The 13,510-nt window shown below is 69.0% G+C and carries 10 protein-coding genes; 7 read left to right on the top strand and 3 right to left on the bottom strand.

The genetic code is table 11. From position 1 onward, the window contains the following. Positions 1 to 8: 8 nt before the first annotated feature. The gene (locus ACEXQC_RS03475) at positions 9 to 1,580 is read right to left on the bottom strand and encodes a leucyl aminopeptidase (protein ID WP_374818390.1); all 1,572 of its coding nucleotides are present in this window, start codon (positions 1,578 to 1,580) and stop codon (positions 9 to 11) included. A gap of 85 nt (positions 1,581 to 1,665) precedes the next feature. On the opposite strand from ACEXQC_RS03475, the gene ACEXQC_RS03470 reads away from it, so the two are divergent. The 6 genes from ACEXQC_RS03470 to ACEXQC_RS03445 all read left to right on the top strand — a co-directional run bounded on the left by ACEXQC_RS03470 (position 1,666) and on the right by ACEXQC_RS03445 (position 8,289). Then, positions 1,666 to 2,601 carry a proteasome assembly chaperone family protein gene (locus ACEXQC_RS03470; protein ID WP_374818388.1) on the top strand — a complete coding sequence of 312 codons (936 nt, stop codon included), beginning with the start codon at positions 1,666 to 1,668 and terminating at the stop codon, positions 2,599 to 2,601. A gap of 51 nt (positions 2,602 to 2,652) precedes the next feature. Continuing rightward, positions 2,653 to 3,966 (top strand): MFS transporter, encoded by a 1,314-nt coding sequence (locus tag ACEXQC_RS03465; RefSeq protein ID WP_374818386.1) that lies wholly within the window; start codon positions 2,653 to 2,655, stop codon positions 3,964 to 3,966. Between the two features lie 201 nt (positions 3,967 to 4,167). Further along, positions 4,168 to 5,487 carry an RNA polymerase sigma factor gene (locus ACEXQC_RS03460; RefSeq protein WP_374818384.1) on the top strand — a complete coding sequence of 440 codons (1,320 nt, stop codon included), beginning with the start codon at positions 4,168 to 4,170 and terminating at the stop codon, positions 5,485 to 5,487. 4 nt (positions 5,488 to 5,491) lie between these two features. Continuing rightward, on the top strand, positions 5,492 to 6,826 hold the full coding sequence (locus ACEXQC_RS03455; protein ID WP_374818382.1) for a MurT ligase domain-containing protein: 1,335 nt from the start codon (positions 5,492 to 5,494) through the stop codon (positions 6,824 to 6,826). Next, positions 6,823 to 7,563 (top strand): type 1 glutamine amidotransferase, encoded by a 741-nt coding sequence (locus ACEXQC_RS03450; protein ID WP_374818381.1) that lies wholly within the window; start codon positions 6,823 to 6,825, stop codon positions 7,561 to 7,563. The genes ACEXQC_RS03455 and ACEXQC_RS03450 overlap by 4 nt, the downstream gene beginning before the upstream one ends. A 390-nt stretch (positions 7,564 to 7,953) precedes the next feature. Beyond that, positions 7,954 to 8,289: a hypothetical protein gene (locus ACEXQC_RS03445; protein ID WP_374818380.1), complete on the top strand. Its 336-nt coding sequence runs from the start codon at positions 7,954 to 7,956 to the stop codon at positions 8,287 to 8,289. Between the two features lie 94 nt (positions 8,290 to 8,383). On the opposite strand, the gene ACEXQC_RS03440 is transcribed toward ACEXQC_RS03445, so the two are convergent. After that, positions 8,384 to 10,471, bottom strand: coding sequence for a DNA gyrase/topoisomerase IV subunit B (locus ACEXQC_RS03440; RefSeq protein WP_374818378.1), 2,088 nt, complete (start codon positions 10,469 to 10,471; stop codon positions 8,384 to 8,386). 212 nt (positions 10,472 to 10,683) lie between these two features. Here ACEXQC_RS03440 and ACEXQC_RS03435 point away from each other — a divergent pair, with 212 nt between their 5' ends. Beyond that, a complete protein-coding gene (locus ACEXQC_RS03435; RefSeq protein ID WP_374818376.1) occupies positions 10,684 to 10,911 on the top strand; it encodes a DUF7455 domain-containing protein in 228 nt (75 codons plus the stop codon). A 42-nt stretch (positions 10,912 to 10,953) separates the two neighbouring features. Here ACEXQC_RS03435 and ACEXQC_RS03430 read toward each other — a convergent pair whose 3' ends face one another. Next, the gene (locus tag ACEXQC_RS03430; RefSeq protein ID WP_374818374.1) at positions 10,954 to 13,434 is read right to left on the bottom strand and encodes a DNA gyrase/topoisomerase IV subunit A; all 2,481 of its coding nucleotides are present in this window, start codon (positions 13,432 to 13,434) and stop codon (positions 10,954 to 10,956) included. Positions 13,435 to 13,510 lie beyond the last annotated feature (76 nt).

Raw genomic sequence — 13,510 nt, 5'->3', positions numbered from 1 at the left:
TGAGCTTACTACGCGCGAGTGAAGGACTCGGCAAGCCTGAGCAGAGTGCGCACGGTCACACCGGTCGGGCCCTTGACGGTGTAGCCGTAGCCGCCGTCCTTGTTCTGGGCGGGGCCGGCGATGTCGAGGTGCACCCACGGGATCCGCTCTCCGTCGGGGCGGGTGCCCACGAACTCCTGCAGGAAGACGCCGGCCACGAGCATGCCGCCCGCCGGGTTGCCCGGCTTGACGTTGGCGATGTCGGCGATGTCGGAGGCGAGCATCGACCGCATCTCGGCGGGCAGCGGCATGGGCCAGACCGACTCGTCGGCCTCCCCGGCGGCGGCGAGCACCTGCTGCACGAGGTCGTCGTCGCCCATGGCGGCGACGTAGCGGTTGCCGAGCGCCACGACCGCGGCGCCCGTGAGGGTCGCCACGTCGACGATCGCGTCGGGCTGGTCGGCGCTCGCGGCCACGAGGCCGTCGGCCATCACGAGCCGACCCTCCGCATCCGTGTTGAGCACCTCGACGGTGCGCCCGCCCTTGATGGTGAGCACGTCACCGGGGCGGATGGCGTCTCCGGAGGGCATGTTCTCGGCGAGGCACAGCCACGCGGTCACGCGCACGGGCAGCGCGAGGCGGGCGGCGGCGAGCAGCGCGGCGAGCACGGTCGCGGCCCCGGCCATGTCGTACTTCATGCCGATCATCGAGACCGGGGGCTTGAGCGAGAGCCCGCCCGTGTCGAAGGTGATGCCCTTGCCCACGAGGGCGAGGTGCTTGGCGGCGCCGGCGGGGGAGTAGTCCACCTTCACGAGGCGGGGAGGCCGCGTCGATCCCTGGCCGACCCCGGCGATGCCGCCGAAGCCCTCCGCCACGAGCTGCTGCTCGTTCCAGACGGTCACCTCGATGGGCTGCCCGGCGGTGAGCTCCTCCACCCGGTCGGCGAAGACGGAGGGGTAGAGGTCGAGCGCGGGGATGTTGACGAGGTCGCGCACGAGCGCCACGGCGTCGACGGAGGCGAGGGCCCGCTCGAGCGACTCCGCGGCCTCCGCGGGGTCGAGGTCGGCGAGGATCGCGATCGATCGCGCACCGGGAGCGTCCTGCTCGGCAACGGCAACGGCAGCGGCGTCGGTGTCGGTGGTGCCGGCGGCGTCGCCGGCCTCGGCCTTGTCCGCGGCGGTCCCCACCCCGCGGTAGTCCGTGTAGTCGTAGGAGCCGATCCCCGCACCCTCGGCCACCGCCACGAGGTCGGCGGCGGTCGCGATGCCGAACGACAGCACCACGTCGTCCTTGGCCGAGGTGCGTCGCCCGGCCACTCCGCCCGCGTACCGCAGAACGGCCTCGTCAGGCGTGTCGGTGCCGAGGCCCACCACGGCGATGCTCGCGGCAGGGAGACCGGCAGGCGCGGGCAGCCGCACGAACTCGTCCTTCTTGCCCGTGAAGCCGATCGCCGTCAGCGAGGCGGCGACGGTCGACGCCACCTCGTCCGACGCACCGCGCACCACGAGGCCGTCGGGCCCCTTCGCCGCCGCGAGCACCACCACCTCGGTGTCGGTGGTGGGCTGGGAGGAGGAGCGGGTCGAGAGGGAGGCCGAAGTCATCCCGCCATCGTATTCCCGCTCGCTGTTCGCTCTCGGCATGCCGGAGCGGCCGGGGGCCAGGAGGTGCCCGGTTTAGACTCGAGGCATGGAGCAACCGAGCGGGCTGTACGACATCGTCGCCGAGAGCGGCCTCGTTCCCGAGGGCCTCGATCTCGTCGCCGCCCTCACCGGTTTCACGGATGCCGGCGGTGCCGTCTCCCAGTTCGGCGAGTACCTCCTCGACACGCTCGACAACCGCGTGGTGGCCGAGTTCGATGCCGACGTGCTGCTCGACTACCGTGCCCGCCGCCCCATCATCACCTTCGACCACGACCACCTGAGCGACTACGAGCCGCAGACGCTTCGCCTCTACCTCATGAGCGACGAGCTCGGCAACCGCTTCCTCTTCCTCAACGGCTTCGAGCCCGACTTCCAGTGGGAGCGCTTCACCCGCGCGGTGATCGAGCTCGTGCAGGCCTTCAAGGTCAAGACCACCACGTGGGTGCACGCCATCCCCATGCCCGTGCCGCACACCCGCCCGCTCAACGTCACGGTGAGCGGCAACCGCATCGAGCTCATCGACGCCCTCTCGGTGTGGCGCCCCACCACCCAGGCGCCGGCCAACGCCCTGCACCTCGTGGAGTACCGCCTGCAGGAGATCGGTCACCCCGTGACGGGCTTCGTCATCCTGGTGCCGCACTACCTGGCCGACACCGAGTACCCGGCCACCGCCCTCGTGGCCGTCGAGAGCGTGAGCGCCGCCACGGGCCTCATCTTCCCCACCGACCAGTTGCGCGAAGAGGGGCGGGTGTTCGTCTCGAAGATCGACGAGCAGGTCGACTCCAACGCCGAGCTGGCCCGCCTGGTCACGACGCTCGAGGAGCGCCACGACACCTACATGGAGGGCACGAGCCTCCGCTCGCCCCTCACCGACGTCGACGGCGAGCTGCCCTCGGCCGACGAGATCGCCGACGAGCTGCAGCGCTTCCTCGCGGGCAACCGCTCGGGCGACGACCTCGGCCCGTCGTCACCCGGCCGCTAGCGCACTCCCCGCGCACGAGCGGCCGCGTGGAGCGGGCGTAGACTCCCAGCGATGAACTCGCGACGCGCCTGGCTGGTCTTCGCCGTGGGCGTCTTCGCCTACATGGCGGGCGTGCTCCAGCGCTCCACGCTGGGCGTCGCAGGGGTCTCCGCCGCCGAGCGGTTCGACACCACGGCCGCCCTGCTCTCGGCCCTCGCCGTGCTGCAGCTCGCGGTCTACGCGGCTCTGCAGATCCCGTTCGGCCTGCTCATCGACCGCGTGGGCCCGAAGCTCCTCATCTGCACGGGATCGGCCGTCATGGTCGCCGGCCAGCTCGTGGTGGCCTTCGCCCCCTCCATCGAGCCCGCCATCCTCGGCCGCATGCTCGTGGGCGCGGGCGACGCGGCCATCTTCATCTCCCTCATCCGGCTCATCAACTCGTGGTTCGACGGCCGCACCGTGCCCCTGCTGTCGCAGTGGACCGGCAACGTGGGCGCGATCGGCCAGATCCTCTCGGCGGTGCCGTTCGCGTGGCTGCTGCACGAGCAGGGCTGGACCCCGGCGTTCGCGGCGGCCGCCTCGGTCTCGTTCGTGGGCTTCGTGCTCACCGTGGCCCTGCTCGCCGACCGCCCGGCCGGAGCGCCCGAGATGCGGGCGGCCTCCATCCGGGATGCGCTGCGGGGTCTCGGTCAGACGGTGCGCCGGCCGGGCACCCAGCTCGGCTTCTGGTCGCACTACGTCACGCAGTCCTCCGGCACCGTGTTCGCGCTCTTCTGGGGCTTCCCCTTCATGGTGTCGGCCCTCGGCATCCCGGAGACGACCGCGTCGATCCTGCTCGTGACCATCGTGGTGACGGGCCTCATCGCGGGCCCCATCCTCGGCATCCTCACCGCGCGCTACCCGTTCCGCCGCTCCAACCTCGTGCTCGGCGTCACGGCACTGCTCGGGCTCGTCTGGGCAGCTGTGCTGCTCTGGCCGGGCGTGCCGCCCACCTGGCTCATCGTGGTGCTCGTCATCACCATGGGCGCGGGCGGTCCGGGATCGCTCATCGGCTTCGACTTCGCCCGCTCGTTCAACCCGATCCGCTCGCTGGGCTCGGCGAACGGCATCGTGAACGTCGGCGGGTTCCTCGCGAGCTTCGTGACCATGTTCCTCGTGGGGGTCATCCTCGACGCCCAGCTCTCGGCGGGGTGGAGCGACTCCCTCTACGACCTCGACTCGTTCCGGCTGGCCTTCTCGGTGCAGTACCTCGTGATCGGCTTCGGAGTGGTCATGCTGCTCGCGGCCCGCCGCCGTACGAGGCGCAAACTCGAGGAGGACGAGGGAATATCCGTGGGCCCCATCTGGGTTGCACTGTATCGAGCGTGGAGGCGCCGGGGGGCGTGATCGGCGGAAGGGCTGTTCTTTCCGTGCAATAATTGGTATTGAAGACCCGTTCCTGTGTACGGATGCAGTCGTTGTTCAGGCTGCAGCTCTCCGGCACTTGACATGGGTCTTAGTACTGTCCAAAAACATCTTCACGCGGTCGGCGCTCACGCTCGGAGACATCGTCTCCGCTACCGCCCTCGTGGCATGAAAGGTGAACTAATGGCCACCCCCAAGACCGCAGACACCCTCGATCAGGCAACGGCGCCCGACGAGGTCGAGTCGCCCGCCGCCCGCCCCGCCGCCAAGCGCGCTCCCGCCAAGAAGGCGGCCGCGAAGGCACCTGCGAAGGCCGCTCCCAAGGCGAAGGCCGCTCCCAAGCGCGCCACCAAGGCGAAGTCGGATGACGAGGAAGACGCCGAGCCCGGCGACGAGGTCGAGGTCGAGGTCGTCGCAGACGACGTGGAGACCCCGACCGACGACACGGTCGCTGATGGCGACGCCGCCGAGGAGGGTGAAGACGGCACCACCAAGGCGCCGGCCGCCGCCGTGGCCCTGCCCACCGGCGCCCTCGTGCTCTCGCTCGTCGACGACGAGGATGACGTGCCCGTCTACTCGAGCACCATCACCGGCGCGACCGCCGACCCCGTCAAGGACTACCTGAAGCAGATCGGTAAGGTCGCCCTGCTGAACGCGGCCGAAGAGGTCGAGCTCGCCATGCGCATCGAGGCCGGTCTCTTCGCCGAGGACAAGCTGGCGAACACCGACAACCTGAGCCCCTCCGCCAAGCGCGAGCTGCAGTGGGTCGCCAAGGACGGCCAGCGCGCCAAGAGCCACCTGCTCGGCGCCAACCTGCGTCTCGTCGTCTCGCTCGCCAAGCGCTACACCGGTCGAGGCATGCAGTTCCTCGACCTCATCCAGGAGGGCAACCTGGGCCTCATCCGTGCGGTCGAGAAGTTCGACTACACCAAGGGCTTCAAGTTCTCCACCTACGCCACCTGGTGGATCCGTCAGGCCATCACGCGTGCCATGGCCGACCAGGCGCGCACCATCCGCATCCCGGTGCACATGGTCGAGGTCATCAACAAGCTCGCCCGCGTGCAGCGCCAGATGCTGCAGGATCTCGGTCGCGAGCCCACGCCTGAGGAGCTCTCGCGCGAGCTCGACATGACGCCCGAGAAGGTCGTCGAGGTGCAGAAGTACGGCCGCGAGCCCATCTCGCTGCACACGCCCCTCGGTGAGGACGGCGACAGCGAGTTCGGTGACCTGATCGAGGACACCGAGGCCGTCGTCCCCGCCGACGCCGTGGGCTTCACGATGCTGCAGAAGCAGCTGGAGTCGCTGCTCGACTCGCTCTCCGAGCGCGAGGCGGGTGTCATCCGCATGCGCTTCGGCCTCGGCGACGGCATGCCGAAGACGCTCGACCAAATCGGCGACACCTTCGGGGTCACGCGCGAGCGCATCCGTCAGATCGAGTCGAAGACCATGGCGAAGCTCCGCCACCCCTCCCGATCGCAGTCGCTGCGCGACTACCTCGAGTAGGCCGATGTCTCTCCGCACCCCGGCGGCCGTGCTCGTAGGGCGCGCCGTCCGTGTGGCCGCGCGCCTCCGTGGCGGCGGCTCGGCCATTCCGGGCAACATCGCCCTCAAGATCGACCCCGGGTTCCTCGAGCGCACGATCGCCCGCATCCCGCACGGGGTCGTGGCGGTCTCGGGATCGAACGGCAAGTCGACCACCACCAACATGCTCTCGGCCATCATCCGGGCGCACGGCCTCAAGGTCTTCACGAACCCCTCTGGCGGCAACCTGCCGCAGGGCATCGCCTCGGCGCTGCTCTCCGGGGTCTCGGTCGGCGGCCGGGTGGATTCGGACATCGCGATCCTCGAGATCGACGAGGGCTACGGCACGCGCCTCGCCGAGCTGCTGAAGCCGCGCACGGTGCTGCTGCTCAACATCCAGATCGACCAGCTCAACCGCTACCACGAGCCCGACCGGGTGGCGACGATGCTCGGCCGCGTGGCCGCCGCGTCGACCGACGGGCTCATCCTCAACCGCGAGGACAACTTCCTCGTCGACATGGATGCGCGGATCCCTGCCCGCTCCGGTCGCGCCGTGAGCTTCTTCGGCGGGGTGCCGAGCCTCGTGGACGACGCGAGCCACGGTGTGGCCTCGGCCGATCGCTTCGACGAGGCCACCTCGGCGCCCGGGTCCAGAGCCGCCGCCGTGGAGGTCGTGGCCCTCAACGGTGCCAGGGCCACCCTCGCGATCGCTCCGTGGGACGCCGATCCGCTCACCGAGGGCGGCTCGCCCGTCACCCGGACCGAGATCGAGGTGCGACTCCCCGCCCGCGGCATGCACTACGCACTCGATGCAGCGGGTGCCGCGGCCACCGCGCGCAGCGTGCTCGGCGACCGTTTCCGCCCCGAGCTCGTCTCGCAGGCGCTCGACACGCTCGAGACCGTCTACGGTCGCGGCGAACTGCTCGAGGTCGACGGTGAGCAGATCGAGATCATCATGATGAAGAACCCGGCGAGCCTGCAGCTCAACCTCGACTCGCTCGAGGCGGCCCCCGAGCAGGTCTTCCTCGCGGTCGACGAGGGCACGCCCGACCCGTCGTGGATCTACGACATCGACTTCTCCGCACTCGACCACGTCGACGGCATCACCGGATCGAAGGCGTGGCAGTTCGCCGTGCGCTTCGGCTACCTCGGCATCCCCGTGGGAGAGGTCGACCTCGATGTGCGCCGGGCGCTCAAGGCGTTCCTGGCCCGTCCGAAGCCCGCCACCGGACACAAGGTGATGATCCTGAACTACGAGCAGATGATGCTGATCCGCAAGATCCTCGGCTTCAAGGAGCTCGAGGGCGGGGGAGCGGCATGAGCGGCTCGCTGAAGATCCTGCACCTGTTCCCCCGGCTGCTCGGCCTCAACGGCGAGAGCGGCAACGTCGACATCCTGCGGCTGCGGTCGGAGTGGCGCGGACTTCCCGTCGAGGTCACTCGCTACGACGGAGGCAGCACGAGCGCGTTCGGCGACGCCGACCTCGTGTTCATCGGCAGCGGACCGACCTCGGCGCAGCTCATCGCGCATCCGCTCGTGCTCGAGGTGGCGTCGGAGCTCCGTGAGCTCGCCACTGACGGCCGACCGTTCCTCGCCATCGGAGCGGGCTTCCAGCTGCTCGGGCAGACCATCGCGCTCGAGGGCGGCGAGGTGCTCGAGGGCGCCGGCGTCTTCCCCGTGGCCACGCGTCACGGCGGCACGCGCGTGGTGGGCGACTTCGTGGTGGAATCGCCGCGGCTCGGCACGGTCGTGGGCTTCGAGAACCGCGGATCGTTCGTCGACGTGGGCCCGCACGGCACACTCGGCCGCGTGGTCTACGGCCGCGGCAACACCGAGACGCCCTTCGAGGAGGGCTTCTGGGAGGACAACCTCCTCGGCACCCACATGCACGGCCCCATCCTCGCCAACAACCCGGGCCTCGCCGACTCCCTCCTCGACACGGCCCGCACCCGCCGAGGCCTCAACTACACAGACCCGGCCCCAGAAGCCCTCCGCACAATCGACGACCGAGCCCGAGAAGCCCGCGGCACCATAGCCGCAACCCCCCTCTCCGAATAGCAACGGGGGTCCCTCCGCCGCCTCCGCCCGCTATCTCTGGTCACGAGGCATCTTGGTCGACCCAGAAGCACCTCGGTGCTCGCTACGGGCTTTAGTACGGCATCGGTCTCCACCAGGTGAGGACAAAGTACTCACGGAACATCCGGCTGGAACGCATCTATGTTCCTTGGTATGTCACAAACCAGAAATCGGTCCACGAGGCCAGCGAGGCGTTCACTGCTCACAGCTTTGGCGATCATGACAGTCGCTTCGGCTTGGATACCTGCCACGACCGCTGCGGTCGCGGCACCGAACTGCACGGTGCCCGAGCCACCCCCGGCTTGCACTGGCCCGCACTCGCCGTCTCCTATCCCACCGCCGGCGCCCCTCACTGCACCTGCAATAACACCGTTGCCCGATGCTGTCAACAACTTTTACGTCAAGGTGAAGGGCGTCGATCCGGAACTGCTGAGTAAATATGCCGACGATGCGCTTACGCCGTACCGTGCTTCGATCAGTTGCACAAACGGGTACTTCGTGACACGGCAGATGAAGGCGTCCGCATGGCGCAACTCCTCTGATCCGAGATTTCGCGCTTCCCTGGAAGTGACTTTCGTCAGCTCCCCGGGAGCCGCAGCTGGCCGGTGCTTCGTGACCACGTGGGACAACACGGCGTTGCGGCTCACCCGCGCTGAAGTGGGTGACCCCGGCTCTGTCATCAATTCGTTCTGGGTCAGCTTCTCGTGACGCCGCGTAAGGTGGCGCATTGCGGGATGTTCGCGTCCGGACGCTGACCAGGCCGCGAATTCAACCTGGTTCGATTGTGGACGAACCAGACTCCTTACACGTCTATGCGTTCGCGGGAGAGGTTGTCGGAGCCCGCGATGATGAACTCCTTGCGGGGGGCCACCTCGTCGCCCATGAGGAGCTCGAACATGCGCTCGGCCGCAGCCGCGTCGGAGACATTGACGCGGCGCAGGGTTCGGTAGCGCTTGTCCATCGTGGTGGAGGCCAGCTGGTCGGCATCCATCTCGCCGAGGCCCTTGTAGCGCTGGATCGGATCCTTGTAGCGCCGGTTCGACTTCTTGAGCGCGGCCAGCACCGCCGTGAGTTCCGCCTCGGAGTAGGTGTACATCGTCTCGTTCGGCTTCGAGCCCGCGTTGATCGCCACCACACGATGCAGCGGCGGCACCGCGGCGTAGACCCGCCCATCTTCGATCAGCGGGCGCATGTAGCGGAAGAAGAGCGTGAGCAGCAGGGTGCGGATGTGCGCCCCGTCGACGTCGGCGTCGCTCATGAGGATGATCTTGCCGTAGCGGGCCGAGGGCAGATCGAACGAGCGGCCCGAGCCGGCACCGATCACCTGGATGATCGACGCGCACTCGGTGTTCGAGAGCATGTCGGCGATCGACGCCTTCTGCACGTTGAGGATCTTGCCGCGGATGGGCAGGAGCGCCTGGAACTCGCTGTTGCGCGCCAGCTTCGCCGTGCCGAGGGCCGAGTCGCCCTCCACGATGAAGAGCTCGCTGTTGGCCACGTCGGATGAGCGGCAGTCCACGAGCTTCGCCGGCAGCGACGACGACTCGAGCGCGTTCTTGCGCCGCTGCGTCTCCTTGTGGGCGCGCGCGGAGATGCGCGACTTCATCTCGGCCACGACCTTGTCGAGCACGAGCGCCGATTGCGTCTTGTCATCGCGCTTCGGCGAGGCGAAGCGCTCCTTGAGGCCCTTCGTGACCACCTGGGAGACGATGTTCCGCACCGCGGGGGTGCCGAGCACCTCCTTGGTCTGCCCCTCGAACTGCGGCTCGGGGATGCGCACGGTGAGCACCGCGGTGAGCCCGGCGAGCACGTCGTCCTTCTCGAGCTTGTCGTTGCCCACCTTGAGCCGCCTGGCGTTCGCCTCGACGGTCTGCCGCAGGAACTTGAGCAGGCCGGCCTCGAAGCCCGCCTGATGCGTTCCTCCCTTGGGGGTGGAGATGATGTTCACGAAGCTGCGGAACGTGGTGTCGTAGCCGATGCCCCAGCGCAGCGCCAGATCGACCGCGCACTCGCGGGTGAGCTCGGTGGGGATCATGGCCCCCGCGTCGGTGAGCACGGGAACCGTCTCGGTGAACGTGCCCGTGCCCTCGATGCGCCAGACGTCGGTGACGGCGCCGTCGGCCGCGAGGTGCTCGACGAACTCCGAGATGCCGCCGTCGAAGCGGAACGAGTCGGAGCGGGGCTCCTCCCCGCGCTCGTCGTCGATCGAGATCGTGAGGCCGGGCACGAGGAACGCGGTCTGCCGCGCTCGCACCAGCAGGTCGTCGGTCTGGAACTCGGCACCGCGGGTGAAGATCTGCCGATCGGCCCAGTACCGCACGCGCGTGCCGGTGACGTTCCTGCCGACCTTGCCGACCACACGCAGCTCGCTCTGCTTCTCGAACGGCGTGAACGGCGCATCCGGGCTCGGCTCGCCGCCCTTGTCGTCGAAGATGCCCGGCTCGCCGCGGTGGAACGACATCGCCCAGGTCTTGCCGCCGCGGTCGACCTCCACATCGAGCCGCTCCGAGAGCGCGTTGACCACGGAGGCGCCCACACCGTGCAGACCACCGGAGGCCGCGTACGACCCGGAACCGAACTTGCCGCCCGCGTGGAGCTTGGTGAAGACCACCTCGACACCGGAGAGCCCCGTCTTCGGCTCGATGTCGACGGGGATGCCTCGAGCCGTGTCGCGCACGGCCACGCTGCCGTCGGCGTGCAGCACGATGCCGATCTCGGTGCCGTGGCCGCCGAGCGCCTCGTCGACGGAGTTGTCGATGATCTCCCACAGGCAGTGCATGAGACCGCGCGAGTCGGTCGAGCCGATGTACATGCCCGGCCGCTTGCGAACCGCCTCGAGTCCCTCGAGCACCGAGAGGTGCCTGGCAGAGTAGTCGGACGGTGAGGCCACCGGTTCTCCTTAGAAGATCGTGCAGGGGCAGGATGCCGCGCCCCAGTCCACAAGGCTAACCGCTGGTGCCGACACCCCAGGTGCGCGACACCCTCGCCCCGCCTCCACTACGCGCAGAGCGAAACACTGCCGTTTGTGGATCGACGTGCAGGGAACAGTGCTTGGATGGCACTACCAATCAGTGAATGCCCGAGTCGCTAGAGGAGCAGACCATGCAGTCAGTCGCCGCAGAGACCACCGCTTCCGATCACGAGAATGCCTACCAGCTCTCCGCAGCCGACCGCTGCGACAGCTGCGGCGCCCAGGCCTACGTGCGAGTCGACATGCCCTCCGGAGGAGAGCTGCTGTTCTGCGCCCACCACGGTCGCAAGTACCAGGAGAAGCTCTCCCAGATCGCCACCGGCTGGCACGACGAGTCGGCCAAGCTGCTCAAGGACTAGCCTCCCGAGCACAGCTGCTCCGACCGTCGCACCGCAGCCGGGCTACACCGCCCGGCGAGCCGCTCCTACGGACGCCACGACGCCGCTCAGACCCACCCCGGACGCATCGCGCCGGGCTGCCGCTTCGGGAAGGGTCCGGGCGGCGCCGTCGTTTCCGACAGCGAGGGCGGGAGCAGGGCCGGCCCAGGCCACCGAGAGCACGTCTTCGCCCTTGAGGAAGCGGTGGGCCCGCACGCCGCTCGTGGCGCGCCCCTTGGGCGGGAACTCGGTGAAGTCCGAGACCTTGCCGGTGCCGAGATCCGTTCCCGCGAGGGCTGTGGTGCTCGCGGCGATCGTGACCACCACGGCGTCGCCCGTGTCGGGCACCGAGCCGAACCAGATCACCGAGGCGCCCGCGGCCAGGTTGATGCCCGACATGCCGCCAGCGGCCACACCCTGGGGCCGCACACTCGCCTGGAAAAAGCGCAGCAGCTGCGCATCCGAGGTGATGAACACGAGCTCGTCGTCGTCGGAGTGCTGGGCCACGCCCACCACGGAGTCGCCCGGCTTGAGGGCGATGACCTCGAAGTCGGGCCGCGCCGGATAGGCGCCGGGCGCCACGCGCTTCACGATGCCCTGCGCGGTGCCGATCGAGATCGGCACGGGGGAGTCGAGCGACACGAGGCCCACGACCTTCTCGCGCTTGCCGTCGAGGGCCAGGTACTCGCCCGCCCTGACTCCCGCGCCGAGCTGCACGGAGTTCGCGGGCACGGCGGGGAGATCGAGCACGGGCATGCGGATGAGGCGACCGGTGTCGGTGATGGCCCCGATCTCGGAGCGCCGGGTGGTGGCCACCTCGCTGCGGATCGCGTCGTGCTTGCTGCGGCGGGTGACCGCCACGGGCGCCGTGAGGCCATCGGCACGCGGCTCGTCGCTCTCCTCGCGATCGACCCGCACGACCCGCCCTGTGGTGCTGAGGTAGACGGTGCAGGGCGCGTCCGCGACCTCGAGCACGGGCTGAGCCCGCTTCGAGGCCCCCGCCACGGAGGGCTTGGCCTCGGTGAGCAGGGTGCGGCGAGGCGTGCCGTACTTCTCGGCCACCTCGTCGAGCTCGTCGGAGACGGCCTTGCGGATGAGGGCCGGATTACCGAGCAGAGCCTCGAGCTGGGCGATCTCCTCGCGCAGCTTGTCGCGCTCGGCCTCGAGCTCGATGCGGGAGAACCGCGTGAGCCGGCGCAGTCGCAGCTCGAGGATGTAGTCGGCCTGCAGCACACTCAGCTCGAACACGTCGATGAGTCTCACGCGGGCCTGCTCGGTGTCGTCGCTCGCCCGGATGACCTGGATGACCTCGTCGATGTCGAGGATCGCGATGAGCAGGCCCTCGACCAGGTGCAGCCGCTCACGGCGCCGCGCCAGACGGAAGGCCGTGCGCCTCGTGACCACCTCGATGCGGTGGTTGACGTAGACCACGAGCAGGTCGCGGAGGCCGAGGGTGTGCGGGCCGCCGTCGACGAGGGCGACGTTGTTGATGCTGAAGCCGTCTTCGAGGGGTGTGAGCTTGTAGAGCTGCTCGAGCACGGCCTCGGGATCGAATCCCGTCTTGATGCCGATCACGAGCCGCAGGCCGTGGGTGCGGTCGGTGAGGTCGGTGACGTCGCTGATGCCCTGGATCTTCTTGGCGTTGACGCCGTCCTTGATCTTGGCGATCACCTTCTCCGGGCCCACTAGGTAGGGGAGCTCGGTCACCACGAGGCCGGTCTTGCGCGGGCCGAGCGTCTCGACCGACACCCTGGCGCGCGTCTTGAACGCGCCGCGGCCCGTCTCGTAGGCGTCGCGGATGCCGGCGAGCCCCACGATGGTGCCGCCGCCCGGCAGGTCGGGCCCGGGGATGAAGGTCATCAGGTCGTCGAGCGAGGCATCCGGATGCTCGATGAGGTAGCGGGCGCCCGCCACGACCTCGATGAGGTTGTGCGGGGCCATGTTGGTGGCCATGCCCACGGCGATGCCGCTCGCACCGTTGACGAGCAGGTTGGGGATGGCGGAGGGCAGCACGTCGGGCTGCGTGAGCTGGTTGTCGTAGTTCGGCACGAAGTCGACGACGTCCTCGTCGAGCTGGTCGACCATGAGCAGGGCCACCGCGTCGAGTCGCGCCTCGGTGTACCTGGCCGCGGCGGGGCCGTCGTCCGGGGAGCCGAAGTTGCCGTGGCCGTCGATGAGGGGGATGCGCATCGTCCACGACTGGGCGAGCCGCACGAGGGCGTCGTAGATCGCGGTGTCGCCGTGCGGGTGCAGCTTGCCCATCACCTCGCCCACCACGCGGGCGCTCTTGACGTGGCCCTTGTCGGGCCGGAGCCCCATGTCGCTCATCATGTACAGGATGCGTCGCTGCACGGGCTTGAGGCCGTCGCGGGCGTCGGGCAGGGCCCTGGAGTAGATGACCGAGTAGGCGTACTCGAGGAACGAGTCCTGCATCTCCGTCGAGACGTCGACATCGAGGATCTTCTCGACGCTCGTTCCGGGGGGATCGTTCGCTGCTCTCGTCATTCCTGCATTTCTCGTGGAGCGCCTCGCGCACCCGTGGTGAGAGGGGTGGCGGGCAGGGGGTCGTGTGCCAGAATTG

It is taken from the genome of Herbiconiux liukaitaii (genome assembly GCF_041927495.1).
Taxonomy (GTDB): Bacteria; Actinomycetota; Actinomycetes; order Actinomycetales; family Microbacteriaceae; genus Herbiconiux; species Herbiconiux liukaitaii.
Note: the sequence above shows the minus strand (reverse complement) of the source record. Positions and strands in the feature narration are given on the sequence as shown.